Source organism: Saccharomonospora sp. NPDC046836, from assembly GCF_040645195.1.
In the GTDB taxonomy this organism is placed as follows: Bacteria; Actinomycetota; Actinomycetes; order Mycobacteriales; family Pseudonocardiaceae; genus Prauserella_A.
The window spans coordinates 55,540-80,957 of the sequence record NZ_JBEYXW010000013.1 but is presented as its reverse complement, the minus strand read 5'-3'; the positions used below and the strand labels follow the sequence as shown (position 1 = coordinate 80,957).

Annotated in this window: 27 protein-coding genes; 16 read left to right on the top strand and 11 right to left on the bottom strand. The window is 67.8% G+C overall.

Going from position 1 to position 25,418, the window contains the following annotated elements; genetic code table 11:
• Positions 1-44 precede the first annotated feature (44 nt).
• Together ABZ863_RS16875 and ABZ863_RS16870 are read left to right on the top strand one after the other, a co-directional pair.
• Complete coding sequence (locus ABZ863_RS16875; RefSeq protein WP_358536172.1) at positions 45-833, top strand: tryptophan 2,3-dioxygenase family protein; 789 nt, start codon at positions 45-47, stop codon at positions 831-833.
• A 163-nt stretch (positions 834-996) separates the two neighbouring features.
• Complete coding sequence (locus tag ABZ863_RS16870; protein ID WP_358536171.1) at positions 997-2,082, top strand: Glu/Leu/Phe/Val dehydrogenase dimerization domain-containing protein; 1,086 nt, start codon at positions 997-999, stop codon at positions 2,080-2,082.
• A gap of 118 nt (positions 2,083-2,200) precedes the next feature.
• Here ABZ863_RS16870 and ABZ863_RS16865 read toward each other — a convergent pair whose 3' ends face one another.
• Positions 2,201-2,392 (bottom strand): DUF5302 domain-containing protein, encoded by a 192-nt coding sequence (locus ABZ863_RS16865; RefSeq protein ID WP_358536170.1) that lies wholly within the window; start codon positions 2,390-2,392, stop codon positions 2,201-2,203.
• An 89-nt stretch (positions 2,393-2,481) separates the two neighbouring features.
• Positions 2,482-4,590, bottom strand: a complete 2,109-nt coding sequence (locus ABZ863_RS16860; protein WP_358536346.1) for a VanW family protein — start codon at positions 4,588-4,590, stop codon at positions 2,482-2,484.
• 252 nt (positions 4,591-4,842) lie between these two features.
• On the opposite strand from ABZ863_RS16860, the gene ABZ863_RS16855 reads away from it, so the two are divergent.
• The 5 genes from ABZ863_RS16855 to priA all read left to right on the top strand — a co-directional run bounded on the left by ABZ863_RS16855 (position 4,843) and on the right by priA (position 9,086).
• Positions 4,843-5,340 (top strand): metallophosphoesterase, encoded by a 498-nt coding sequence (locus tag ABZ863_RS16855; protein ID WP_358536169.1) that lies wholly within the window; start codon positions 4,843-4,845, stop codon positions 5,338-5,340.
• 2 nt (positions 5,341-5,342) lie between these two features.
• The gene (locus ABZ863_RS16850; RefSeq protein ID WP_358536342.1) at positions 5,343-6,350 is read left to right on the top strand and encodes a PHP domain-containing protein; all 1,008 of its coding nucleotides are present in this window, start codon (positions 5,343-5,345) and stop codon (positions 6,348-6,350) included.
• Positions 6,351-6,516: 166 nt separating this feature from the next.
• Entirely contained in the window at positions 6,517-7,674 is a 1,158-nt protein-coding gene (locus ABZ863_RS16845) for an MFS transporter (RefSeq protein WP_358536168.1), read from the top strand.
• Between the two features lie 9 nt (positions 7,675-7,683).
• Positions 7,684-8,313 carry an imidazole glycerol phosphate synthase subunit HisH gene (gene hisH, locus ABZ863_RS16840; RefSeq protein ID WP_358536167.1) on the top strand — a complete coding sequence of 210 codons (630 nt, stop codon included), beginning with the start codon at positions 7,684-7,686 and terminating at the stop codon, positions 8,311-8,313.
• Positions 8,314-8,348: 35 nt separating this feature from the next.
• On the top strand, positions 8,349-9,086 hold the full coding sequence (gene priA, locus ABZ863_RS16835) for a bifunctional 1-(5-phosphoribosyl)-5-((5-phosphoribosylamino)methylideneamino)imidazole-4-carboxamide isomerase/phosphoribosylanthranilate isomerase PriA (RefSeq protein ID WP_358536165.1): 738 nt from the start codon (positions 8,349-8,351) through the stop codon (positions 9,084-9,086).
• Between the two features lie 45 nt (positions 9,087-9,131).
• Here the strand turns inward: priA and ABZ863_RS16830 are convergent, their stop codons facing one another.
• The 3 genes from ABZ863_RS16830 to ABZ863_RS16820 all read right to left on the bottom strand — a co-directional run bounded on the left by ABZ863_RS16830 (position 9,132) and on the right by ABZ863_RS16820 (position 11,971).
• Positions 9,132-9,518 (bottom strand): PPOX class F420-dependent oxidoreductase, encoded by a 387-nt coding sequence (locus ABZ863_RS16830; protein WP_358536163.1) that lies wholly within the window; start codon positions 9,516-9,518, stop codon positions 9,132-9,134.
• Between the two features lie 9 nt (positions 9,519-9,527).
• Positions 9,528-11,270 carry a hypothetical protein gene (locus ABZ863_RS16825; RefSeq protein ID WP_358536161.1) on the bottom strand — a complete coding sequence of 581 codons (1,743 nt, stop codon included), beginning with the start codon at positions 11,268-11,270 and terminating at the stop codon, positions 9,528-9,530.
• 317 nt (positions 11,271-11,587) lie between these two features.
• Positions 11,588-11,971: a nitroreductase gene (locus ABZ863_RS16820; RefSeq protein ID WP_358536159.1), complete on the bottom strand. Its 384-nt coding sequence runs from the start codon at positions 11,969-11,971 to the stop codon at positions 11,588-11,590.
• Between the two features lie 84 nt (positions 11,972-12,055).
• Between ABZ863_RS16820 and ABZ863_RS16815 the strand changes: the two genes are divergently transcribed.
• From ABZ863_RS16815 to hisI, 3 genes are read left to right on the top strand one after another with little or no spacing between them, the layout of a single operon-like run.
• Complete coding sequence (locus tag ABZ863_RS16815; protein WP_358536157.1) at positions 12,056-12,691, top strand: TetR/AcrR family transcriptional regulator; 636 nt, start codon at positions 12,056-12,058, stop codon at positions 12,689-12,691.
• A 9-nt stretch (positions 12,692-12,700) separates the two neighbouring features.
• Positions 12,701-13,474, top strand: a complete 774-nt coding sequence (gene hisF, locus ABZ863_RS16810; RefSeq protein ID WP_358536155.1) for an imidazole glycerol phosphate synthase subunit HisF — start codon at positions 12,701-12,703, stop codon at positions 13,472-13,474.
• Positions 13,471-13,842: a phosphoribosyl-AMP cyclohydrolase gene (gene hisI / locus ABZ863_RS16805; protein WP_358536153.1), complete on the top strand. Its 372-nt coding sequence runs from the start codon at positions 13,471-13,473 to the stop codon at positions 13,840-13,842. Before hisF ends, hisI begins: the two co-directional genes overlap by 4 nt.
• 140 nt (positions 13,843-13,982) lie before the next feature.
• Here hisI and ABZ863_RS16800 read toward each other — a convergent pair whose 3' ends face one another.
• The 5 genes from ABZ863_RS16800 to ABZ863_RS16780 form a co-directional block, all read right to left on the bottom strand.
• Complete coding sequence (locus tag ABZ863_RS16800) at positions 13,983-15,251, bottom strand: glycosyltransferase 87 family protein (RefSeq protein ID WP_358536151.1); 1,269 nt, start codon at positions 15,249-15,251, stop codon at positions 13,983-13,985.
• 163 nt (positions 15,252-15,414) lie between these two features.
• Positions 15,415-15,699 (bottom strand): hypothetical protein, encoded by a 285-nt coding sequence (locus ABZ863_RS16795; RefSeq protein WP_358536149.1) that lies wholly within the window; start codon positions 15,697-15,699, stop codon positions 15,415-15,417.
• A gap of 76 nt (positions 15,700-15,775) precedes the next feature.
• Positions 15,776-16,360 carry a hypothetical protein gene (locus ABZ863_RS16790; RefSeq protein WP_358536147.1) on the bottom strand — a complete coding sequence of 195 codons (585 nt, stop codon included), beginning with the start codon at positions 16,358-16,360 and terminating at the stop codon, positions 15,776-15,778.
• Positions 16,361-16,461: 101 nt separating this feature from the next.
• Positions 16,462-18,111, bottom strand: a complete 1,650-nt coding sequence (locus tag ABZ863_RS16785; RefSeq protein ID WP_358536146.1) for an alpha/beta hydrolase — start codon at positions 18,109-18,111, stop codon at positions 16,462-16,464.
• On the bottom strand, positions 18,111-18,428 hold the full coding sequence (locus tag ABZ863_RS16780) for a hypothetical protein (protein ID WP_358536144.1): 318 nt from the start codon (positions 18,426-18,428) through the stop codon (positions 18,111-18,113). The genes ABZ863_RS16785 and ABZ863_RS16780 overlap by 1 nt, the downstream gene beginning before the upstream one ends.
• 190 nt (positions 18,429-18,618) lie before the next feature.
• Here ABZ863_RS16780 and ABZ863_RS16775 point away from each other — a divergent pair, with 190 nt between their 5' ends.
• Entirely contained in the window at positions 18,619-19,521 is a 903-nt protein-coding gene (locus tag ABZ863_RS16775) for an MBL fold metallo-hydrolase (protein ID WP_358536142.1), read from the top strand.
• A gap of 12 nt (positions 19,522-19,533) precedes the next feature.
• On the opposite strand, the gene ABZ863_RS16770 is transcribed toward ABZ863_RS16775, so the two are convergent.
• Complete coding sequence (locus ABZ863_RS16770; RefSeq protein ID WP_358536140.1) at positions 19,534-20,151, bottom strand: TetR family transcriptional regulator; 618 nt, start codon at positions 20,149-20,151, stop codon at positions 19,534-19,536.
• 94 nt (positions 20,152-20,245) lie between these two features.
• On the opposite strand from ABZ863_RS16770, the gene ABZ863_RS16765 reads away from it, so the two are divergent.
• From ABZ863_RS16765 to trpA, 5 genes are all read left to right on the top strand, one after another.
• Entirely contained in the window at positions 20,246-21,814 is a 1,569-nt protein-coding gene (locus tag ABZ863_RS16765) for an anthranilate synthase component I (protein ID WP_358536138.1), read from the top strand.
• Entirely contained in the window at positions 21,807-22,385 is a 579-nt protein-coding gene (locus tag ABZ863_RS16760; protein WP_358536136.1) for a Trp biosynthesis-associated membrane protein, read from the top strand. Before ABZ863_RS16765 ends, ABZ863_RS16760 begins: the two co-directional genes overlap by 8 nt.
• A 154-nt stretch (positions 22,386-22,539) precedes the next feature.
• On the top strand, positions 22,540-23,349 hold the full coding sequence (gene trpC / locus ABZ863_RS16755) for an indole-3-glycerol phosphate synthase TrpC (RefSeq protein ID WP_358536134.1): 810 nt from the start codon (positions 22,540-22,542) through the stop codon (positions 23,347-23,349).
• Positions 23,328-24,566, top strand: a complete 1,239-nt coding sequence (gene trpB / locus ABZ863_RS16750) for a tryptophan synthase subunit beta (RefSeq protein ID WP_358536132.1) — start codon at positions 23,328-23,330, stop codon at positions 24,564-24,566. The genes trpC and trpB overlap by 22 nt, the downstream gene beginning before the upstream one ends.
• Positions 24,563-25,354 carry a tryptophan synthase subunit alpha gene (gene trpA / locus ABZ863_RS16745; protein ID WP_358536130.1) on the top strand — a complete coding sequence of 264 codons (792 nt, stop codon included), beginning with the start codon at positions 24,563-24,565 and terminating at the stop codon, positions 25,352-25,354. Before trpB ends, trpA begins: the two co-directional genes overlap by 4 nt.
• Positions 25,355-25,418: the final 64 nt, after the last annotated feature.

Here is a 25,418-nt window from a genome sequence, read left to right as displayed (position 1 = left end):
TTCAGCCGAGACCCCTATCCGCGCGACCTCTAAGCTGGCTAGGCATGAGCGACAGCGATCAGCAGGCCACGCTGACCTACAGCTCCTACCTCGCACTCGACGAGGTGCTCGGCGCGCAGCGCCCGCGCTCTGCCGAGCACGACGAACTCCTGTTCATCGTCATCCACCAGGTGTACGAGCTGTGGTTCAAACAGCTGCTGCACGAGCTGGCGTTCCTGCAGCGGCACCTCGAGGACGGCGACACCCCGCATGCGGTCCGCACGCTGCGGCGGATCCTCACGATCCTGAAGGTCGTCGTCGCGCAGATCGATGTGCTGGAGACGATGACGCCCAGCCAGTTCACCACTTTCCGCGCCCGGCTCGACGCCGCGAGCGGGTTCCAGTCGGGTCAGTTCCGTGAGTTGGAGGCGGTGCTGGGCAGGCGGGACCGGGCGGTGTTCGAGCACTATCCGCAGGGCAGCGCCGCGCGGGAACGCATTGCCGCGGCCATGGTGCGCCCTTCGCTGTTCGATTCCTTCCTGATCTACCTGCGGGCGCACGGCTACGACATCCCCGGTGAGCGGGACGTCCGCGCACCGCTGGCGCCGTCACCAGCCACACAGGCGGTGCTGCTGCAGGTGTATCGCGACGACACGAGCCCGGCCCTGGTGTGCGAGCTGCTCGTCGATCTTGACGAGGGCCTGCAGGAGTGGCGGTACCGGCACGTGAAGATGGTCGAGCGCACCATTGGTGACAAGGCGGGAACGGGTGGGTCCTCCGGCGCGACTTACCTGCGTACCACGCTGTCCACCCCGGTTTTTCCCGATCTGTGGGCGGTGCGCAGGGAACTCTGAGGCGTGGCGATGGAGGAGTGGCTTTTCCGTTTTCGCTGGCTTAGGTTGAGCCACAGCGGTGATCAGCCGGAGACGACCTCTGCGGCCGGCGCCGTCACACAACCGACAACATCGCCGGCTACTCCCACAAGACGTCAGCCGGAGATCATAAGGAGTCACCACCGTGACCGAAGGTGTATTCGGCCGCGAAAGCGGCCATGAACAGGTTGTCTTCTGCCATGACGCCAATACCGGGCTCAAGGCGATCATCGCGGTCTACTCCACCGCGCTCGGGCCGGCACTCGGCGGTACCCGCTTCTACCCGTACGCCTCGGAGGGCGACGCACTCGATGACGTGCTCGCCCTGTCCAAAGGCATGGCCTACAAGAACGCGCTCGCGGGACTGGACCTCGGCGGAGGCAAGGCCGTGATCATCGGCGACCCGGCGACCAGCAAATCAGAGGCGCTGCTGCGTGCCTACGGGCGTTTCGTGCAGTCGCTCGGCGGCCGCTACATCACCGCCTGCGACGTTGGTACCTACGTCGCGGACATGGACGTGATCGCGCGCGAGACCCGCTTCGTCACCGGCCGCTCACCGGATTCCGGCGGCGCGGGCGACTCCTCCGTGCTGACCGCCTACGGCGTCTTCCAGGGCATGCGGGCAAGCGCCGAGTACACCTGGGGCACGCCGGAACTGCGTGGCAGGCAGGTCGGCGTCTCGGGCGTCGGCAAGGTGGGGCTGGTGCTGACCGGGCACCTCGTCGAAGCCGGTGCCGATGTGGTGATCACCGACGTGAACGAGCAGGCCATCGAACGCGCCGTCGCCGCACATCCAGGGGTCGAGGTCGCCGAGGATGCCGACAGCCTGCTCAGGGCCGAACTGGACGTCTTCGCGCCGTGCGCGCTGGGCGGTGTGCTCGATGACGACACCGTGCCCGCGCTGCGCGCCAGAGTGGTCTGTGGCGCCGCGAACAACCAGCTCGGTCACCCCGGCGTCGAGAAGCTGCTCGCCGAGCGCGGCATCCTGTTCGCGCCCGACTACCTGGTCAACGCCGGAGGAGTCGTCCAGGTCAGCGACGAGCTGAACGGCTTCGACTTCGAGCGGGCCAAGCGCAGGGTCACGAAGATCTACGACACGACGAAGGCGGTGTTCGCGCTCTCGGCCGAGGAGGGCGTGCCCCCGGTGACCGCCGCCGACCGGCTCGCCGAACGGCGCATGGTCGAGGTACCGAGGCTGCGGTCGATACTCACGCTGCAAAGCACCCGGTAAAAGCACCCAAGGCCACCTTGGTTGCAGGAATCGAACACTGCGGCGCGAAGCGTCTCCTTTTGGGTGGTGGTGGGAGACGGGTGGGCGCAACCAAGGTGGCCTTGGGGGACACTTCGGCTCAGCCGCTCTTACGGCGGAAAGTGCGCTTGTGGGCCGCGGGGCCGTGCGCGTGGCTGGCCTTGGAGCTCACGCTCTCGTGTGCGGAACCCGCCTTGGCCTTGGCCTGCTTGCGCTCGAGTGCCTCGCGGAACCGGCGCTTCACGTCGTCGTCCGAGCCGTTGTTGTCCTGCGACGGTTCTGAGTCGGTCATTGAAATGCCTCCCGGTACGACGGTGTCGAGCGGTCCAAGCCTGTCAGGTAGCCGTCCGTACGGCCACCCGATTTCCGCGCTGGAACCCCTCAGTCGCCGTCCCTATCCTTTCGCTTGCAGACAACGGTGTTCTGGGCGTTGTACTTCACGGTCCTGTTCTCCTCACGGACCACCGCACCGCTTCCCACATCCCGCAGGACCCGCGTATCCGTCACGGTGAAGCCGGGTGCGCCGCTGCTCGGGTGGCAGTTGTCGGCTGGGCCGTCCTTGGTCTCCGGCTGCACCATGTTGGTACGCGGGCCGGTGACCGACTGGACGTCGTAGCGCTTGGTGCCCCATAGCCGCACCGTGATGTCCGACGGGGTCCAGATGGTCTGGATCGCCACGCCGGTCTGGCCGTCGTTGGTGAAACTCAGGTCGATGACGCTGGAGCCGTCCGGGTTCTGGAAGACCGTGGCCTCCCTGCCCTCCGGGTAGCGGGAGATGTAGTAGCTGTGCTCCTGGTGACCGGCGTCCCGCATCCCGGCGAAGTAGTAGGCGTTGTACAGCGTCGTCGCGAACTGGGAGATGCCGCCACCCACCGCCTCACCGGGCGCACCGTCCTGGATGATGCCGGCCGGGACGTAGCCCTCGGCCGTGGTGCGCGGGCCGGTGTGGCCGTTGAGGCTGAACGTGTCGCCTGGCTGGACGATCGCGCCGTTGACCTCTTCGGCGACCCTGCGGATGTTGACACCGGAGTCGGACTTGAAGCCACCGGTGGTGAACTCTCCGATGACCTCCTTGATGCCGAGCTGGTTGGCCGCCTCGGTCGTCACCTTCGCAGGCTTCTTCTCGTACTCGGCTGTGAGCTCGCGGTTCTCCTGCTGCTTGAGCACGTCCAGCAGGGGCTTGAGCGTCGTGTCCCACTTGATCTTGTTGCCGTCCTCGCTCGGCACCACCGTGGGGGCACCGCCGTCGAAGACGATCTCGGCGTCCTTGCCCTCGCGCTCGGTGGCGGCCAGGTCTGGCCCGACACCCTCGATGATCTTCTTCTGGTCGATCTTCGGTACCAGGTTGCCGTTCTCCGGTGCGAACGTCAGCGCGGCCGCGATCTCCTCGGGTGTCAGCGTGCCGTCGGCACCGTCACCGTGCACGATCACCGGGCCGGAGACGGCCGGAGTCGCCACCTCCCGCAATGCCGCCTGCACGGCTTCGGAGGGGATGGTCACCGGGGTGGACTGGACCGGCAGGGTGAGCTGTTTGCCGGCGGCCCAGTCCGTCAGGATCATGGCCTGCGCCGTCGCGACGTCGAGCTGCTGGCCGTTCTTCGGCTCCACGGCCTTCGGCGTGGCGCCCTCGAAGACGATGTTGCCCTCGACCGGCTTGTGGTCGATCTTCTGCCGCAGCGCGGCCATCGCGTTCTCGAGCTGGTTGGGCTCGGCTTCGGTGACGACCTCGACTTCACGGTCGCTGAAGAACGACGAGATGCGCGTGAACGGGTTGAGCGGCTGGTCCCCGGCCTGTTCCAGGGTGGCGGGCCAGTTCAGCCGCAACCCCGCGTCCTTGGGGTGGAACGAGTCCTGGACGTCGCCGGCCGTGTAGTTGACCGGCTGGGTCAGCCGCGGCTCCAGCTCGGCGCGTAGCTTCGCCTCGGCCTCCGAGTGGCTCAGGCCGCCGACCTCGACCCCGGCCACGACGACACCCCGGGGGACGTCACCGCTGGTGACCAGCAGGTCGGTCACGTAGGCGAGGCCCAGTACGCCGAACACACCGGCGGCGATCAGCAGGGGCCTGCGCAGCGAGCGCCACAGGTCCTCGTTCGTCTGCTTACCCTCGCCCGCACCGGGAAGCGGGTTGATCCGCTGCGTGGGAAGGTCGGCTGGGCCGAAGGCCGGTGTGGCGATGTGCTGGGTGGCCTCGACTGGCGCGATGTGCTGGGTCGCTTCGGCTGTTGGGGTGATGTGCCGAGTGGCCTCCACCGGCGCGATCTGCTGCGTCGCTTCGGCCGGTGCAGCACTCTGCGGGGTGCTGTCAGCGGGCGCGACCTGCTGGGTCGCCTCAGCCGGTGCGATCTGCTGAGTAGCTTCGGTCGCTTCGGCCGGCGCTTGCGCGGCCTCGCTGGCATTCTCCGTGGCTTCGGTGCCGGAGTCTGCGGGAACGGCCGGCAGCACGTCCGTCTTCTCGGCATGCGACTCGGGCCACTGGTGATCCTGTGGCAACACAACCCCTCCACGTCCTGCGACGACGGGCCAGGACTCCGCGGCCAAGATACGCGGACTTCCGCCCTTCGGCCGCATGCCCCCCGTGCCTTGTCCAGCGGAGTGTTTCCGCAGGTGGCGGCAGCATTCCCGGGCTGCCTTCCCCGTCGCGGGTGAGGCCGCACGCCGCGGATGGCCGATGTTCCAATTAGATCTCGATCGTCGTCCGTGCGGCGCTACTCTGGGACGCCGGGTGGGCAGAAGGGGCGTGCCATGCGATTGCTGATCATCGCCGACACGCACGTGCCCCAGCGGGCCGGCGGGCTGCCGGAGCAGGTATGGCGTGAGGTGGAGCAGGCGGACGTCGTCGTGCACGCGGGCGACTGGGTCGACGCCGGTCTGCTGGACGAGCTCGACGCGAGGTCACGGCGGGTCATCGGTGTCCACGGCAACAACGACGGGCCGTCGTTGCGGTCCCGGCTCCCCGAGGTCGCGCGGGCGGAACTGGACGGTTTGCGGCTCGCCGTCGTGCACGAGACCGGCGCGGCGAAAGGGCGTGAGCAGCGCTGCGCCCGTGCGTTCCCGGACGCCGATGTGCTGGTGTTCGGCCACAGCCACATCCCGTGGGACAGCGTCGCGGACAGCGGGCTGCGCCTGCTCAACCCGGGCTCGCCAACGGATCGCCGCAGGCAGCCGCACTGCAGCTACCTGACGGCCCGGATCGCCGATGGCCGGCTGACCGATGTCGAACTGCATACTCTGCCGAGGTGACGATGGATCCGGTCAAGGTACTGCGGCAGATCGCGCTTCACCTGGAGCGGTCCGAGGAGCCGAGCTACCGCGTGCGCGCGTTCCGCCGGGCCGCCACCGTCGTGGCCGAGTTGCCCGAGGGCGAGCTGGAGACGCGGATCAACCAGGGCACGCTCACCGCGCTCAGCGGGATCGGCAAGACGACCGCGGCGGTGATCGTCGATGCCGTACAGGGGCGCGAGCCGGCGTACCTGACCGACCTCGCCTCGCGCGGCGCGCCGGGCATCCCTGACGGCGGCGCGCTGCACGCGGCGTTGCGCGGTGACTGTCACACCCACTCCGACTGGTCCGACGGGGGCAGTCCCGTCGACGAGATGGCCGACGCGGCGCGCCGGCTCGCGCACGACTACATCGTGCTCACCGACCACTCGCCCCGGCTCACCGTGGCGCACGGTCTCAGCGCGGAGCGGCTACGCCGCCAGTTGGATCTGGTTCGCCAGCTCAACACCACGCTGGCGCCGTTTCGCATCCTCACCGGCATCGAGGTCGACATCCTCGCTGACGGCGCCCTCGATCAGGAACCGGAGCTGCTTGCGGAGCTGGACGTCGTGGTCGCGAGCGTGCATTCGCAGCTGCGAATGCCGGCGCCTGAGATGACCCAGCGCATGCTGGCGGCGGTGGCGAACCCGAGGGTCAACGTGCTGGGCCACTGCACCGGCAGGCTGGTGACCGGCCGTGGCAGGCCGGAGTCGGAGTTCGATGCCGAGGCGGTGTTCACCGCGTGCAGGGACAACAACGTCGCCGTGGAGATCAACTCGCGGCCGGAACGGTTCGACCCCCCGCGCCGGTTGTTGCGGCTGGCCAAGCAGATCGGCTGCCGGTTCGCGATCGACAGCGACGCGCATGCGCCGGGGCAGCTCAGCTGGCTGCCGTTCGGCTGTGTGCGGGCGACCGAATGCGGTGTGGAGCCCGCCGATGTCGTCAACACCCTGTCCGCCGACGACCTCCTCGCCTGGGCAGCCGCTCGCTGAGAAGCACCGAAGGCCACCTTGGTTGCGCCCACCCGTCTCCCACCACCACCCAAACGGAGACGCTTCGCGCCGCAGTGTTCGATTCCCGCAACCAAGGTGGCCTTGGGGGACGTTCCACGCTCCGAGGCGTGGACAGGACAGGTACGGGCGTACTAGAACGGGGTGCGTGTCCACAGCGAGGTCCGATGTCGCACCGCGCGCGGTGTCCCCACTGCGTCACCGGGATTTCCGGCTCATCCTCCTCGCCTCGGCCACCGCTTTCTCCGGCTACGCACTGCTGCTGCCGGTCGTGCCGCTGTGGGCGGTCCAGCAAGGAGCCGGCACGGTCGCGGCAGGGGCGGCCACCGGCGTTTTCATGACCAGTTGCGTTCTGGCGCAGTTCGCCACCTCGGCGCTGGTGCGGCGCTACGGCTACCGCACGGTGCTGTTGTGCGGCGCGCTGTTCCTCGTCATCCCGACGCCGCTGCTGATCGCCATGACGGGAGCACCGGCGATCCTCGGCATCTCGCTGCTGCGCGGCATTGGGTTCGGACTGGTCACCGTCTGCGGCAGCGCATTGATCGCCGAGCTCCTACCGGCAGGCTCCGTGGCCCGCGGCTCCGGGCTGTACGGCCTCGCCGCGGGGCTGCCACAACTACTCGGCCTGCCCCTCGGCACGTGGATCGCCGAGCATTGGGGCTTCTCGCAGGTCTTCGTGCTGGCGACGGCCCTGCCGTTGTGCGCGGTCGTGCCGATCGTGCTGCTGCGCAGGGTAACGCCCCGGCACCGGCCAACGGGGGAACGCGGGCTGCGCACGGTGGTGGCCGCTACCTGGCAGCCGTGGTTGCCGATGCTGGCGGCCTCGACCGGGTTCGGCGCGCTCGCGACGTTCCTGCCGATCGTGGTGACGTCACCGGCTTCGGCGCTCGCCCTGTTCGTGGTGCCCTGCGCCGCGATGCTCGCGCGCTGGGCCGCAGGGCACCTCGGCGACCGGATGGCGGGTGCGGGGCGGATGCTGCCCGCCGGGCTGGCCTGCGCGGGGATCGGGCTGGCCGCGTTCGCGCTTCTCGCGGCGTATCCGTTGCCAGCGGTGCTGGCGGTGGCGCTGTTCGGCATCGGCTTCGGTGTGGTGCAGAACGATGCTCTGGTCGCCATGTTCGCCCGCGCGCCCGCGGGCCCGGCAAGCGTTGCCTGGAACGTGGCCTTCGACGCAGGGCAGGGGCTTGGCGCGGTCGCGGTCGGCGCCATCGTCACCGGCACGACCTTCCCGGTGGCATTCGGTCTGCTCGCGGCATGGGCGCTGGCCTTGCTGCCGGTGGCGTGGCTGGCCAGGCGCAGCGGCTAATCTGGGCATGTGCCTCGTGTCGTGATCCTGGACTACGGTTCGGGCAACCTCCGTTCCGCCGAACGTGCCGTGCAGCGTGTCGGTGCCGATGTCGAGGTCACCGCCGACCCACACGCGGCGCTCGCGGCCGACGGCCTCGTCGTACCCGGCGTGGGCGCCTTCGCGGCCTGCAGTGAGGGCCTGCGTGCCGTCGGCGGCGACAAGATCATCGGCACCCGGTTGGCCGGCGGCAGGCCCGTGCTGGGCATCTGCGTCGGCATGCAGATCCTGTTCGAACGCGGTGTCGAGCATGGCGTCGAGGCCAAGGGCACCGGCGAGTGGCCGGGCACGGTCGAGCGCCTGCATGCCGACGTGCTGCCGCACATGGGCTGGAACACCGTGCGCGCGCCAGCCGGCTCGGAGCTCTTCGCCGGTGTGGACGCCGGCGCGCGGTTCTACTTCGTACACTCCTACGCCGCGCGCACCTGGGAGCTCGACTCGGGGCTCACCGGACGGCAACCGAAGGTCACCTGGGCTCACCACGGTGAGGACTTCGTTGCCGCTGTGGAGAACGGGCCGTTGTGGGCCACTCAGTTCCACCCGGAGAAGTCGGGCGACGCCGGAGCGCAACTGCTGCGGAACTGGCTCGGTACCCTCTGAGTGCACGGCGCAGCGGCGGTTTTTATAGTGACCAGGTGACTTTCACCCTCCTTCCCGCCGTCGACGTCGCCGACGGCCAGGCTGTCCGGCTCGTCCAAGGCGAGGCCGGTACCGAGACCTCCTACGGCTCGCCGCTGGACGCGGCCATGGCCTGGCAGCGGGACGGCGCGGAGTGGATCCATCTCGTGGACCTCGACGCCGCATTCGGCAAGGGGTCCAACCGTGAGCTGCTCGCCGAGGTCGTCGGCAAGCTCGATGTGCAGGTGGAGCTCTCGGGCGGCATCCGCGACGACGAGTCGCTGGCCGCCGCGCTCGCGACCGGCGCGCGGCGGGTCAACCTCGGCACGGCCGCGCTCGAGAACCCGGAGTGGAGCGCGAAGGTCGTGTCGACCTACGGCGACCGGGTCGCGATCGGTCTGGACGTGCGCATCACCCAGGACGGGCACCGGCTGGCCGCGCGCGGCTGGACGCAGGACGGCGGGGACCTGTGGGAGGTGCTGGACCGGCTCGACCGCGATGGTGCCCAGCGCTACGTCGTAACCGACGTCAGTAAGGACGGCACGTTGCAAGGTCCGAACCTCGATCTGCTGCGCGAGGTGACCGCACGCACCGACGCCGCCGTGATCGCCTCCGGCGGAGTGTCCAGTGTGGACGATCTGCGTGCGCTGGCGACACTGGAGCGGGACGGTGTCGAGGGCGCCATCGTCGGCAAGGCACTGTACGCGGGCGCGTTCACCCTGCCCGAGGCGCTCGCGGCGGTCGCGGACGCCTGATAGCGCGTCAGTCGCTTTCGGTGCTGGGGTCCCACACGTGGAGCGTCAGGTCCCCAGGCCGATCGCGATGCCGACCGTGCGCTGCGGACCGCCGCGCAGCCGGCTGAAGAACATCGTCACCCGGCCGGTGAGACCGTACTTGCGTGCGAGGACCCTGCGGACCCGGTCGCTGTCGGCGTCGTCGAGGATGCGGGCCAGACCGCTGACGGTCTCGCCGTGCGTTCTGTGGCCGCGCAGGTCGCATGCGGTGAGCTCGACCCGCGGGTTACGCCGGATCCGCTTGACCTTGCCTGCGGTGCGCACACTGAACAACACCAGCTCGTCGCCGTCCCGCGCCGCCCACACCGGTGTCGGCACCGGCTCACCGGACTTGCGAAACGTCGTCAGCAGTACGTACTTCTCGCGCGACAGGCGCTCCAGCTGAGCTTCCACCCGATCAACCTAGGACTGACCGGTGGTGGTCTGCCCGCGTTCCAGGGTGTTGCCGCACTGCCTGCGTGGCCAGCCGCCGATGTTGCGTTCGACCTCGGTGGCGTGCTCGGTGGCGTAGGCACGCAGCCCATCCAGCGCCGCCTGGTTGGGGACGGCGTCCTTGCGCACCCAGTCGCCGTTGGGCGTGCCCTGGTAGATGTCGTAGTGGACCGGGTAGTAGTCACGCGCAAGGCGCGGGTCGAGACCTATCCCGTTGCCCCTGGTCCAGGGTTCCCGGGTGTGGATGAATGTCGGCTTGACCTCGTCGAAGACGTAGTCGCGCTGGCCCTGCAGATCGCCGTCACTGACCAGTTCGGCGAAACGATGGTTGGTCAGGCCCGCCATGTCGACCAGGTGCAGCCTGCTCGTCAGCGCCGAGCCGCCGAGGTCGGGCAGCAGGAGTGAGCCGTCAGAAAGGCCGAGGACGTCGGCGTAGCCGTTGAAAATCCGGCCGAAGCGGTCGGCCACGTAGCAGGCGGAGATGTCCGGTTGGGCGCGGAAGGTCTCGGTGGCGGTCGCGAACGACGCGGTCGTCGGCAGCAGCACGCCGACGAGACCGGCCGTGATCCAGACCCGGCCGCGCAATCGGGCCCGGCGCAGCGCGTCGGCCGCGGCGAGGGTGGCGGTCAGCGCGCCGAGTACCCAGATCGGTGTCGCGAACCGCAGCTGCGACATCCAGTCCGGTTCCAGCACGGTGTAGGCGATCACGGCGAGGCCCAGCGGTACGAGCAGGGCGAGCAACCCGCGCCGCCACCACGCCGGTCTGGCAAGCGCCATGCCGATGACGAGCACGGCGACGAGGACGGCTGGTGCACCGGCGTAGTCGACGAGCTCACCCGCCCTGGTGAAATCCTGCAGGGTCGGCAGGTCCTGGCTCTTGGCCACGGACGGGCTGGACAGCAGTTGGCCGAATGTCGCGTAGCGCCAGGCGAAGTACGCACCGACGGGTACCGCGAAGGCGGCGACGGACAGCAGGATGTTGCGTACGCAGGCGCCGAACATGGCACGCCGCAAGGTGCCGAGCACGATGAGCGGGTACACCCCGGCGTAGATCAGCCCTTCCGGGCGGGTCAGCGCGGCCAGCGCGGCGAGACCGCCCATGGCCAGTGCCAGCTTCGGGTTCAGCAGCCGATCGTCCAGTACGGCACGGAAGACCAGCACCGCCATCCACGTGATGAGGAAGGCGTACAGCGGGTTCTCCAGACCGGAAAAGGTCCAGATGACGAACGACGGCGTGATGGCCAGCAGTCCGCCGACCGCCAGCGTCGCGAGCCACGGGCGCTGCGTCACCCTGGCCGCGGCGACGTGACACGCGGCCAGGATTCCCGCGCACAGCAGCAGCGCCAGCACCTTGGGGAACAGCACGTAGTCGGGGATGCCGAAGATCGTGCCGTGATCGAACAACCCGACCAGCCGCCCGAGGACCAGCAGCGCCGTCCAAGTGGGGTTGGAGTAGCCCTCCACCGCCGGAGCGCCGGGCTGGACCACCGGGCCGAGCCCGTCGGCGAAGCTGCGCGCGTAGGCGAACGTGATCGCAGCGTCGTCGATGAGCCAGTTGCCGTACAACAGCGCATGCATGCCGATGAGGGTCGTCCCGCCTGTCACCGCGGCGGCGGCGGGAAGCAGGCGCGCACGGCGCTTCGGCTGCTGGGTGGCTGGCTCGGCGTCCGGGGAATCGGACCCGAGCGTTTCCCCCATGGTGACCGTTGTCATGCAGGCATCCTCGGAACTCTTCGCGGCAACTGGTCTCCGACCTGATGAGATTTCCCCGGAAACCGTGCGATTAACGCTACTGGACCGCGAGTGACGGGCCGCCGTTGAGGTGGTACTGGATCATCGGGCACCCCGGCGTTCCCTCGATAGTGGGACGGACCTGACGAACCACGGCGCCGTCCCACTGCCCGTTGCCCGTCATCGGACGTGGCAGTGCAGCGAAAGATGCTGAGATGTCCGGTTCGCCCCATGGGTTGAGGATCATACGCACGGCCCGCCTGCCGGCCGTCCGGCGACGCACATCTCCGGCAGCCTGCTCAGGACATGGGCTCATGTGCCCAGAGGAACTCCTTGGTGCGGTTCAGTCTGAGCATGAGTGCCAGTGTGCGCGGGAACGCGGGCAGGCCGGTGGCTGCGGGAACTATTTCAGGGCGTTCCAGTACGTGGTCGGCGCCCGCGGTGGTGAGCGTGAACTTTCCCGCGTTCAGCACGTTGCGGACCCAGTTCGAGTCACGGCCGTAAGCGAGCGCGATGACGAAACCGTCGCCGAGTGGGTAGGCGGCGACCGGGTTGGCGTATTCGCGGCCGGATCGGCGCCCGATGTGCCGGACGACCGAGTAGGCGCGGAGACGACGGCCGGCGATCTTGAGCGTCAACGGGTTCATCACCTTCGCCATTCCCCGCGCGATCTTGCCTGGCATGAGCGCCCACCTCCAAGTGGATGAATTTCCTCCGGTTAGTAGCACTACAGTACCGGAGGAAATTCATCCAGTTTGTGGGGTGTCATGACGAAGCGGCTCCGTGCCGACGCTCAGCGCAACCGCGACGATCTGGTCGCTGCCGCCCGGACCCTCTTCGGCGAGCGCGGCATCGATGTGCCGCTCGACGAGGTGGCTCACCGTGCCGGGGTCGGAATCGGCACGCTGTACCGGCGCTTCCCCGATCGCGAGGCACTGATCGAAGCTGTTGCGATCGATACCGTCGGCAGACTGACCGAGATCGCCGAAACGGAGCTGTCCGCCGGCCCGGACGCGTGGACCGCCCTGGTGGGGTTCCTGCGGCGCGCGGTGGAGCTGCGCATTGGTGTGCTGCTGTCAGTGCTGACTCCGCAGCTGCCGCAGGCCGCGCACGGTCGACCGGCCCTGCGTGCGGCACGGCAGGAGCTGATCGGACTGCTGGACCGGATGGTCGCGGGCGCACAAGCTCATGGCGTGTTGCGTACCGACGTCGGCTCCGGCGACATCGCCGTGCTGCTCAGCATGCTCGTGCGCGAACTGCCCGGCCTTCCGGATGCGGTGGCCGACGCAGTCCCCGTCAGGTTCCTCGAACTGGTGCTCGACGGGCTGCGCACCCGGCCGGGCTCGGCGCTCGCCAGCGGTCCCGTCACGGCTGCTGAGCTGGTCGGCGACGGCGAACCCTAAGCTGGGGACATGTCCGTTGCGGTGAGAGTGATCCCCTGCCTCGACGTCGACGCGGGGCGTGTCGTGAAGGGCGTCAACTTCGCCGACCTGCGTGACGCGGGTGATCCGGTGGAGCTGGCGCGCGTTTACGACGCCGAGGGCGCCGATGAGCTGACCTTCCTCGACGTGACCGCCTCATCGGGCAACCGGGAGACCACCTTCGACGTCGTGCGCCGGACCGCCGAGCAGGTGTTCATCCCGCTCACGGTGGGTGGTGGTGTGCGTAGCACCGACGACGTCAACCGGCTGCTGCGGGCGGGTGCCGACAAGGTCAGCATCAACACCGCGGCCATCGCCCGGCCCGAGTTGCTGCGCGAGGCGTCGCACCGGTTCGGCGCGCAGTGTGTCGTGCTTTCGGTGGACGCGCGCAGGGTCCCCGAGGGCGGACAGCCGACAGCGTCCGGGTTCGAGGTCACCACGCATGGCGGGCGGCGCGGTACCGGGATCGATGCCGTCGAGTGGGCGGCGCGCGGCGAGGAGCTCGGCGTGGGTGAGGTCCTGCTGAACTCGATGGACGCCGACGGTACGAAGGCGGGTTTCGACCTGGAGCTCATCGGGCTGGTACGCAAGGCTGTCCGGGTGCCGGTGATCGCCAGCGGCGGTGCGGGCGCGATCGAGCATTTCCCGCCCGCCGTCGCTGCCGGGGCGGATGCGGTGCTGGCCGCGAGCGTGTTCCACTTCGGCGAGCTCAAGATCGGCGAGGTCAAGCAGGCGCTGCGGGTCGCGGGGGTGGAGGTCCGGTGAGCGCGGAACTGGACCCGGCGATCGCCGACCGGCTCAAGCGCACACCCGATGGACTGGTGTGTGCTGTCGTCGTCGAGCACAGCACCTCGCAGGTGCTCATGGTGGCGTGGATGAATGACGAGGCGCTGCACCAGACGCTCACCACCCGTAAGGCGACGTACTACTCGCGCAGTAGGCAGCGGCTCTGGGTGAAGGGGGAGACCTCCGGTCACACGCAGTACGTGCGTGAGGTCCGCGTCGACTGTGACGCCGACACGCTGCTCGTGCGTGTCGACCAGACCGGACCGGCCTGCCACACAGGTGCCCACAGTTGCTTCGACACCGACGAGCGGCTGCTGCTGGCCGACGAGGGAGCCGCACCGGTTTGATCGGCGTCGTTGTTCCCGCATGTCCGTCCGTGTTGTAGTTTCGGAGTGTCGCCGGTCTCAGTGCTCCAAGAAAACACCTTGGCACCGGCAAACCTCTGTAGCTGGTGCTGTTCTGGTCGTAACAAGGTCGCCAGTAGGTACTACCTGGATTCGCCGCGTTTGCCGGGGTCTCCACTGATAGTCGACCGCTTTATGCCTGTCGGCCGAAGCGTGACTGACACGATCAGAAGGCCGAGTGCGACGAGGACATAGCTTGACCCAACCACGTGTTGCCACCATACCCAATGCTGCTCTGCGGTGTTATCCGCCGAATACGGAAGAAGTGCGTGAGGCCCAACCACGAAGATCGCGGCCACAGCGATCATTACGATCCTGACGAACTGGGTACCTTTGATCGCTCGGTATGCAAGCATGAGTAGGCCCGGGGCGGCCCATACCCAGTGGTGGGACCAGCTCACTGGCGATGCCAAGAGGCCCCAAGCCGCGACCACTAGTAACGCTCCAGCAGGGTCGCCTGCGCGAAAGTAGCGCCGAGCTCCAATCACGGCTAACACGAACGTGCCGAGCACAAGACTGAGCCAGAGAGTGTTACGGACCTCCAGATCGTCGATCCTCAGTCGCGACAAAACAGCCATGAAGCTCTGATTGAAGGCGTAAGCAGCGCCTCCGATCCTGTCAGGGTTCCATAATTCGTAGAACCAGTAATCCATGGAGTCACGGCGTGCGAGAATAAACCCAATGACTCCGAATGAGGCGAATGATAGGACGGAAACCAAGGCTGCCCGATAATTCTTCTGAATCAAGAAGAAAGCGACAAACACTGCCGGCGTGAGCTTTACTGCTGCAGCTAGACCTACAAGCATTCCACGTGGCCACTTGACGTTTCGAGAAAGGCAATTGACCACGACAAGGGCCATGAGTATTATATTAATCTGGCCAAATGATAACGTTTGACGAATCGGCTCGATAGCGATGAGCGCCAGTAGTGATGCAATCAGCATCCTCCAGGTCGTCTGGTCCTCCTGGTCGAATACTCCGATCCGGCGACCCGTTGTAACGAATATTCTGTAAATGAGCCCTGCGCTTGCCAGTGTCAAAACCATCTTCGAGGCATGCCAGGGGAGCCACGAGAGAGGTGAAAAAATTATGGCGGCAAAAGGTGGGTATGTGAAAGGCGGGCTCGAGCCAGGTACAAGATCAGGAAATGATTCGGAATACAGCCCGACCCCGTGAAGCCAAGCGTATCCACCGCTACGGTATACGTGTAGATCGAGAAACCCCGGGCGTGCGATAACGAGCACTCCCACCGAGGTGGCTACGAAAATGGCGAACTTTGCTGCCCTGTTCGGAGATGTGCTTCCGATAAATGAACTTCCACTAAGACGGTCAGGGAGTTCGTTTCGCGCCACGCTATCTCCAGTATGCAAAGAGAATTATGAACTAATGGTGCCGTGGAGGCGGGCTAGAATACAATCTGTCAATATGCTGAGCCTCACCCGGGGTCCGCTCCTTCTCTTGCGACGTAATGTAGCTCGATCACCATGTGGTCTGTGCACCTGGTCGACATAGTGATCAAGCATACTCACAGTTGACCTTAGTGCTCCAGCCGTCGGGCCCGGTGTTGATGTCGTCTGCGCCAGATGGAGAAGCGCAGCCGTACGCCGTTTCCTTGGTCGGTGTGATGACGAGCGTGGCGAGCAGGTGCTGGACTTCATTGCAGGTCACGGAAATCCAGTCGGTCGATGCCGGTTCTCGGGCAGAACGGTCCAGCGATGGCACGAGATTCTCGACGCGCCGGTTGGCTTCGTCGATGGTGATTGTTGGTTGTGTCCTTGCTCCCGTTGAGCATGCGCCCACAAGGAGTCCTATAAGGATGGATGTGTGGAGAGCCTTTTGTCTCCGGTGCTTACTTTTTCTCAACCTTGTGCCCGCGTCAGGTGTGGTTGTCGTCGGTCCAGTCGGTTTGGTCGAAGTCCTCGTCGTCGACGGGCGCACGGCGTGGTCGTGGCTTCTTTTGTTGCGTCTGTGGGGTGGTTGGCTGAATCGTTGGTGGTGTGGGTCGGTCCTGCGCGACGGCGGTGCCGGTATCCGGCGTGTTGCCCAGTGCTTCGGGTTCGGGTGTGCCGTTCGGCCACACGCAGGGTGACCCAGCGATGAGAAACAATTCGCCTTTGCTGTTTGCCTGCAGTGTCATCTGGAAACCGTCGGTGTTGTTTTCGACCCAGAGGAATTCGTTGGGTGGTGTGTCGTTGAGGATTCTGAAGTTGTTGGCGAGCCACCAGGTGCGTAGCGCGTCGAAGTAGGTGGGGATTTTCTCGGGCTGGAGGCCGAGCACGTTGTAGTCGCGGTTCGCGACCACTCGGTTCTTCGGTCCGTGATCGGTTGGGTCGGAGCAGTCCCCACTGCGCTCCTCGTATCCCAGTCGAAGCTCTGCCTCCGGCGGAAGGGCCTTGACTGCGCGGGCGACATACTCCTCGACGCGCCGGTTGGCTTCGTCGATCGTGATCGTTGGTTGCATTTCGACTCCGTTACTCCCGCATGCGCCAGACGCGAACAGACCGACGAGCAAGGCCGTCAAGCTGAACTTCCACCCCGTGCCCTTACCCAAAACCTTGCCTCCTAGGACGTCGGCTCACCGGCGATAATTCGGCCCATGTTGGTCAGTGACGTCGACCTGAGATTCCAGTACTCACTGTGCGCCGCGCCGGAAAGGCCACCCAGGTACACGGGGCCTTCAGTGCCAGGGTCGGAGGTGAACACCTGGCCGCCGAAATCCGGGTCGGTGGGATCGGGGCCATGCGCGATATCAATGGGTTCCTGACCATAGCCGGGAAACTCGCCAGCTCCGGGTGGAACGACCTCGATATTGGCGAGTCTGATGATGTCGTGTTCGGCGACCGTCGAGTGCACACGCTTGCCGATGTCAGCTTGATCGACGCCATCCAGCTTGAGCTGGGACACGTCGTCCACGCCGACGCCGGGGCTTCCCACGAACACCAGGTCATCGGTGTTGAGACCGCCATCGCTGGCAGCGTGGCCGATGAGCGTGGTGCCGTAACTGTGGCCGATCACAGTGTTGTGCGAGGGCGGGCCCTCGTGGGTCGCACGTAGGCCATCGGTGAAACCTGCCAGCGCGCCCCTGCCGTTGTCGGCGTAACTCTCACTGGCTGCGTCCAGAATGGAGTCCGGTGCGTCATAGCCCAACCACGTGATCACTGCCGTCGAGGTCGAACCCGCCCTTTGGGCGGCACGCACCATGCGGTCGGAACGGTCGATGTCGCCGCCGATGCTTGCCAGCTCCGAGCCGGTTCCTGGGACATAGGTCGCGACATCGGCGGCGGTATCAGGGTTTCCGGCGGAGACGATCGCCTTGCCGTCGTCTCTTGTGTTCAGCCCGAGTAGGAACGCTTGCTGCTGGCCTGGCTGGGGCGAGTTGAGCCGCGATTCGATGGTCCTGAGGCCGTCCAGCTTGCCCTTCGCATCTTCGTCGCCGGGGTTGTGGTCGACAACGGACTGATGCCGGGTGATCTCGCGGTCCAGGATGATCCGGTTAGCGGCGTCCCGGTCGACGCACGGGATTCCGTCGAGGTTGCCGATCCATTCGGGGTTGTTCCGGAAGACGGCCGCCTTCGCGGTGTCGGAGAGGCTGTACCACCAGGCCTTGTTGTCCGCCGGCGTCCCTTCGGGTGGTGGGCCGATGATCGTCAGCCCGCTCTGGGCGGTACCGGCATCCGCGGCCTGAGCGAGTGTGCCTGCGCCCTGCTCGGTGATCTCTCCACGCGCGGCCCTGGTCAGGATGGCCGCGAGATCGGCGTCGACATCGTTGGCCCGGCGCACGATCTGCTCGACCCGGTCGACCAGCTCCTCGTGGATCTTCGCGCGCTCGGCCGCCAGCGCGGGATCGGTGAGGTCGATGACGACCGGCTGCAGGACGACCTCGCCGGCATCGGAGATCAGCCAGGAGTTCCGCCGGGCCAGCTCGTCGGTCTCGGCGACGACAGAGCTCAGGCGTTCCAGCGCGATCTGTACCTCGTGTGCTGCGCGGCGTACCGCCGCCGCCTCGGCGACTCGCTGTTCAAGCCCCGTGATCAGCGCTGTCCCGCGGTTGTTCGCGGCTATGGCCGCGTCACCCTTCCAGCCGTGGGGTTTCGCGGCGCCCGCCACCTCCTCGTTGAGCGCCACCAGCGTGCTGATCTGCCGGTTCAACCCATCGGCCACGCCACCGACCGCTGCGGCATCCCACCGGCGCAGCTCTCCCCAGCTGACCATCAGATCGGCCGCGAGTGACCGGTGCCAGTCGTCATCCGCAGGTCAGGGGCAGCTGCCGCATCGTCCGCCTGGTACCGCTGGGCCGCCGTCGCCAGCTGGGCCGAGTGCTCCGTCATGCTGCCCACCCACGCCGGCAGTGCCTGCCCCCACCAGTCGGCGAGCCCGCGTGCGGCTGCCACGGCCGTCCCGCCGGGCATGCCCTGAGTGACCCCCGTCAACGTCCCCCCGAGATCGACTCCGCGCACACCATCGGCCGCGCGCCCCGCACAGGCGGATGCCCGTTCGATTGCCCCGATTACGACCTCGTAGCCGCTCACCGCGTCCCCCTCCCTGCTGTGATCGATCGACCACACTATGGCGCGGCGTGACGCGTGCCGGCTCCCGAACGACACGAAATGAGTACGACTACCTAGCGCCTGAGCGAATGTGGCGCCGGGCGTCACCCGCATCGGGCGATGCGTTCTACGGGCGGCGCGGGAGATGCTCGCCCCGTAGAAGGGAGGCTCGATGCCCCCGTCCGGAGCCGGTCAGCTCGATTACGACGTCTTCATCAACGAACCGCCGCCACAGGACAACGGTCTCCTGCCGAACGGAGAGCCAAGGCGCTTCTCTCCCCAGGCCAGCACGCTGATCTACGGGCGCGACGAAGCGGTGCTGATGGACCCGGGGATGACGACGGCTCAGGCGGGTGCGCTCGGCGACTGGGTCGACGAAAAGGAGCTGGACGTCACCGACATCTTCGTCACGCATGGCCACGGCGATCACTGGTTCGCCGCCGGCCCGCTGGCGGAACAGTTCGGTGCCCGTGTGGTCGCCACCGCGGGAACGATCGCCCAGATGCACGCCAACGCCGCCCGGCGGCCGCTCCTCTGGGACAAGGTCTACCCAGGGATCCCGCCAACGCCTGTCACGGCTGTGACCGTTCCTGGCAACCGTTTCACCCTCGAAGGGCACGATCTCGTGATCGTCGAGGTCGGCCACACCGACACCGACGACACCAGCGTCCTCTACGTCCCGGATCTGGGGTTGGTCGTCGCCGGGGATGTGATCTACAACGGCGTTCACATGTTCCTCGGGGAAAGCGTTGTCGTAGGCGGCTTCGGGCCTTGGCGAGCGGCGATCGACCAGGTCGAGGCCCTCGCGCCCGGGCGCATCGTCTGCGGGCATCAGAACAACCAGCTGGACGACGACGCCGACCGGACCATCGCGGAGACCCGGCAGTACCTGGACGACGCAGACGCGGTCCTGCGGACCGAGACCACCGCCGTCGACTTCTTCAACGCGATGGTCGAGCGATACCCGAACCACCTGGGCAGGACGGTGCTCTGGGCCGGTGCCAGCGCCATCTACGGTGTCCGCGAGCATCCCGAGGAGGACGTCGGCCAGATCCTTCTCAGCAGCTGGCTCTGATCACCGAACGCCCTAACCGTCGATGTCGCCGGTGAGATAGCGCTGCATGGTGGGGGCGATGGCGGCGACGAGCGTCTCGATGTCAGCGGAGGCAAGCGGTTCGATCTGGGCGACGTACCGTGCCATGCCCATGCCGACGATCTGGCTGGCACAGAGCGCCGAGCGCAGCTCGGTCCGGTCGCTGCCGGTGGTGCTCATGACAGCGGTCAGCACCTTGCTGATCAGCAGGTTCTTCAGCGTGCCGAGTGCCTCGGGCTTCGTGGTGATACTGCGGATCAGCGCGACGAAGGCCTCACCGCCCGCGCCGTCCCAGCGGGTGAGGAACGTGCGCACGATGTTCTCGCCGAGCCGGTCGGGGCCGTCGACGGTGACAGACTCCAGCACCTCGTCGAGGTTGAACGGCACGTTGAGCACGGCCGTGGCGAACAGGCCCTCCTTGCCGCCGAACCAATGGTTGACCATCGCCGCGTCGACCCCCGCCCTTGCAGCGATGGCGCGCACCGTCGCCCCGTCGTAGCCGGTCTCGGCGAAAACGCCTCGCGCGGCTTCGAGCAGTGCGGCCTTGGTGTCGTCGCCGGCAGGGCGGCGCCCGCGGCGCCGTGCGGGGCTGTCGTCCTTCGCGGTGGTCACGTGCCCATGATGAACGACCCAGGTCAAAAATTCAACAGTACTTGAATTTGTGCCCGGTGCACGCCGGGAAATGCCCCAGCGGCACAATAACCGCATGGTAACCGCCCATTCTCTGGACACCGGTGGCTCCGGGCTCGGCGCGATCAGCCCCAGCCGCGCGGACTTCCGCGCGCTGGCGGAGGACCGGCGCGTGATCCCGGTCGTCCGCAGGCTGCTCGCCGATGCGGACACCCCGGTCGCGCTCTACCGCAAGCTGGCCGGTGATCGTCCCGGCACCTTCCTGCTGGAGTCCGCGGAGAACGGGCAGTCCTGGTCGCGCTGGTCGTTCATCGGCGTGCGCAGTCCCGCCGCGCTCACCGTCCGCGACGGCAAAGCCGTGTGGACAGGCACCCCCGTGGTCGGGCTGCCCACCGAGGGTGACCCGCTCGAGGTGCTGCGGGAGACCATCACGACCCTGCACACCGAGCCGCTGCCCGGAATGCCGCCGCTGACCGGTGGCATGGTCGGCTACATCGGCTACGACTCCGTGCGCTGGATCGAGCGGCTGCCCGAACTGGCCGAGAAGGACATCGACATCCCCGAGCTGACGATGCTCCTGGCCACCGATCTCGCCGCCTTCGACCACCACGAGGGCACGGTCACGCTCATCGCCAACGCGGTCAACTGGGACAACTCGCCCGAACGGGTCGACGCTGCCTACGACGACGCGGTCCGCCGGATCGAGGAGATGACGAGGCAGCTCGCCGTGCCGGAACCGGCCACCAACGCGGTGTTCGAGCGTCCGGCGCCGGAGTTCACTCGGCACCGGGCCAAGGAGGACTTCCACGCGGCCGTGGAAAAAGCGCGCGAGGCCATCCACGCCGGTGAGGCATTCCAGGTCGTGCCCTCGCAGCGCTTCGAGATGCGCACCGGCGCCGATGCGCTGGACGTCTACCGCGTGCTACGCACCTCGAACCCCAGCCCGTATATGTACCTGCTGCGGCTGGACGGTTTCGACATCGTCGGTTCCAGCCCCGAGTCGCTGGTCACCGTGCGCGACGGGCGCGCGACGACGCATCCGATCGCGGGCACGCGCTGGCGGGGCGCCGATCCCGACGAGGACGCGCAGCTGGCCAAGGACCTGCTCGCCGACGACAAGGAACGCGCCGAGCACCTGATGCTAGTCGACCTCGGACGCAACGACCTGGGCAAGGTGTGCCGTCCCGGCACCGTGCACGTGGTCGACTTCTTCGCCATCGAGCGTTACAGCCATGTCATGCACATCGTCTCGACGGTCACCGGCGAGCTGGCCGAGGGCAAGACGGCCTTCGACGCCGTGATCGCCTGCTTCCCCGCGGGCACACTGTCGGGCGCGCCCAAGGTCCGTGCCATGGAGCTCATCGAGGAGCTGGAACCGGTGCGCCGCGGGCTGTACGGCGGTGTCGTCGGCTACCTCGACTTCGCAGGGTGCGCCGACACCGCGATCGCGATCCGCACCGCCCTCATGCGCGACGGCGTCGCCTACGTACAGGCGGGTGGCGGCGTGGTCGCCGACTCCGTGCCCGACTACGAGGACAACGAGTCGCTGAACAAGGCGCGCACGGTCCTCTCGGCGGTCGCTGCCGCCAACACGATTGCCTCCGCCGCAGCATTGGACACCAGATTGGACACCAGCCGTGTCTGAACCGCGCGGGCAGGACAAGCGTCCACTGTGGATCGTGGTGGTCGCGTTGCTGCTCGCTGCCGCCGCACTGTGGGGGTCCTCCAGGCTGACCTGGATCACGGTGCCGAGAGGCCTGACGATCGACGGCAGGCTGGCCGGTGACCTCGCCGGCTCCGATCTGGTTGCCTGGCAGGTGCCGCTCGCGTTGTTCGCGCTGGCTGCGGTGGCCGGCGTGCTCGGAACCCGCGGCGTCGTCCGCAGGGTGTTCGGCGTGCTACTCGTGGTCGTGGGCGTCTTGACGCTCTACCTCGCACTGAACGGCAATGCCTACGCCGTGCACTGGTCCGGCTGGGCGCCCGGCTACGACGGAAGTACCGCCCAGCCGGAGCGGACGCTGTGGGGGCCCGCCGCGGCGGTCGCGGGCGGCGCGCTGATGGCGCTGGCCGGTGCCGTACTCGCCTGGCGTGGTCACCGGATGCCGCGGATGGGGGCCAAGTACGCCGCACCGGCCGGGAAACGAGCCGCGCGGGATGCCGAAACGGAGCTGTGGGATGCCCTCTCCGACGGCGAGGATCCGACCACACGCAGTTAGTCTCGGCGCGCTCTTGCTGGTGGACAAGACAAATCCGACCCGGAGCCGGTGGCCGGAAGCGCGAGGGTTAGCATCATTCCGGCGGGAAGGGGAAGGTTTTTGTGAGGCACCTTGCGAGTGAACCAACAGCCGCGAACGCCGGTAGGGCAGTCCGGTGAGCGTTCTCGAGGACATCATCGCGGGCGTGCGAGCCGACCTCGCTGAGCGAGAGGCCGCGTTGCCGTTCCAGGAGCTGAAGCAGCGTGCCGCGGAGGTCAGCCCGCCGCGTGACGTGATGGCCGCCCTGCGCGAGTCGGGTATCGGCGTGATCGCCGAAGTCAAGCGCCGCAGCCCGTCCAAGGGGCAGCTGGCCGCTATCGCCGATCCGGCGAAACTGGCCGCCGACTACGCGGACGCGGGCGCCAGAGTGATCAGTGTGCTCACCGAGCAGCGCCGGTTCGGCGGGTCGCTGGCCGACCTGGACGCCGTGCGCGCGGCGGTTGACGTGCCCGTCCTGCGCAAGGACTTCGTCGTCAGCCCGTATCAGGTGCACGAGGCACGGCTGCACGGCGCCGACATGGTGCTGCTGATCGTGGCCGCGCTGGAGCAGAACGCGCTCGTCGCGTTGCTGGATCGCGTCGAGTCGCTCGGCATGACGGCGCTCGTCGAGGTGCACAACGCCGAGGAGGCCGACCGCGCGCTGGAGGCGGGCGCGTCGGTGATCGGCATCAATGCGCGCAACCTGCACACCCTCGAGGTGGACCGGGACGTGTTCGCCAGGCTGGCCCCTGGCCTGCCGATGGAGACGTACAAGATCGCCGAGTCGGGCGTGCGCGGCCCCGGCGACCTGATGGCCTACGCCGGGCACGGTGCCGATGCCGTGCTCGTCGGCGAGGGCCTGGTCGCGACGGATGACCCCAAGGGTGCACTCGTCAAGCTGGTGACCGCCGGATCCCACCCCGCATGTCCGAGGCCGAGCCGGTGACGGAGAAGAACGAGCGAGCCAAGCACGGTCCCGACGGGCGCGGGCACTTCGGCCCGTACGGCGGGAGGTTCCTGCCCGAGGCGCTGATGAGCGCGCTCGACGAGCTGTCCGCCGAGTACGACAAGGCGCGGCTCGACCCCGAGTTCACCAGCGAGTTCGCCCGCCTGCTCAGCGGCTACGCGGGACGGCCCTCACTGCTGACGGAGGCGCCGCGGTTCGCCGCGCACGCGGGCGGAGCGCGGATCTTCCTCAAGCGGGAGGATCTCAACCACACCGGCTCCCACAAGATCAACAACGTGCTGGGCCAGGCTCTGCTCACCAAGCGCATGGGCAAGAAGCGGGTCATCGCCGAGACCGGCGCCGGCCAGCACGGCGTCGCCACGGCCACCGCGTGCGCACTGCTCGACCTCGACTGCGTGATCTACATGGGCGAGGTGGACACCGAGCGGCAGGCGCTCAACGTCGCCAGGATGCGGCTGCTCGGCGCCGAGGTGATCCCGGTCAAGACCGGCTCCCGGACGCTGAAGGACGCGATCAACGAGGCGCTGCGGGACTGGGTGACCAATGTGGACACCACGCACTACCTGCTTGGCACAGCCGCCGGTGCCCACCCTTTCCCCGTGATGGTGCGCAACTTCCACAAGATCATCGGCGAGGAGGCGCGCCGGCAGATCCTCGAGCTGACCGGGCGCCTGCCGGACGTCGTCGCCGCGTGCGTCGGCGGCGGGTCCAACGCGATCGGCATCTTCCACGGGTTCATCGACGACCCCGGTGTGCGGCTGGTCGGCCTGGAGCCGGGCGGCAAGGGCATCGAGACCGGTGAGCACGGCGCCACACTCACCGAGGGCACGCCGGGCATGCTGCACGGCGCCCTGTCGTACCTGCTGCAGGACGAGGACGGCCAGACCATTGAGGCCTACTCCATCTCGGCGGGCCTGGACTATCCCGGCGTCGGCCCCGAACACTCGTGGCTGAAGGACACCGGGCGGGCCGAGTACCGCGCGGTCACCGACGCCGAGGCGATGGAGGCCTTCCAGCTGCTGTCCCGGACCGAGGGCATCATCCCGGCCATCGAGTCTGCCCACGCGCTGGCCGGGGCGATGAAGCTGGGGCGGGAGCTCGGCGAGCAAGCCCACATCCTGGTCAGCCTCTCCGGTCGCGGGGACAAGGACGTGGACACCGCGTCGCGGTACTTCAACCTGGTGGAGGACGTGTGACCGGGCTGCAGGAGCTGTTCGGCAGGACCCGTGCGGAGCAGCGGGCAGCGCTGGTCGGGTACCTGCCTGCCGGTTACCCGACCGTCGAGGAGTCGAAGAACCTGCTCGCGGCGACGATCGACGCGGGCGCCGACCTGGTCGAGGTCGGCGTGCCCTACTCGGACCCGGTGATGGACGGCCCCACCATCCAGGCGGCCGCCGACACCGCACTGAAGAACGGCTTCCGGCTCAAGCACGTGTTCGAGGTGGTCGAGTCGGTGGCCGCGCGTGGTGGCCGAGCCGTCGTGATGACGTACTGGAACCCCGTGCACCGCTACGGCGTGGACGCGTTCGCACGCGACCTGGCCGCGGCAGGCGGTCTCGGCCTGATCACGCCGGACCTCACACCCGACGAGGCAGGCGACTGGTTCGCCGCGTCCGACCAGCACGGGCTGGACCGGATCTTCCTGGTGGCGCCGTCATCGTCGGAGGAGCGCATCGCGCTGACCGTCAAGGCGGCATCCGGGTTCGTCTACGCGACCGCGGTGATGGGCGTGACCGGTGCGCGGGAGTCGGTCGGCGCCAGCGCCGCTGACCTGGTCCGCAGGACACGCGCGCACACGGACCTGCCGATCGGTGTCGGCCTCGGGGTGCGTTCCGGCGACCAGGCCGCCGAGGTCGCGGGATTCGCCGATGCGGTGATCGTCGGCTCCGCCCTCGTCACCAAGGCGGCCGAGGGCACGGCCGCGCTCGGTGAGCTGACACGCGAGCTGGCCGACGGTGTGCGCCGCCCCGTCGCAACCTCCTGAAAGCGCAACAAAGGCGAACCGTACCTCGGCGCCCGACCGGGGGACCCGCACGCTACGGTTGCCG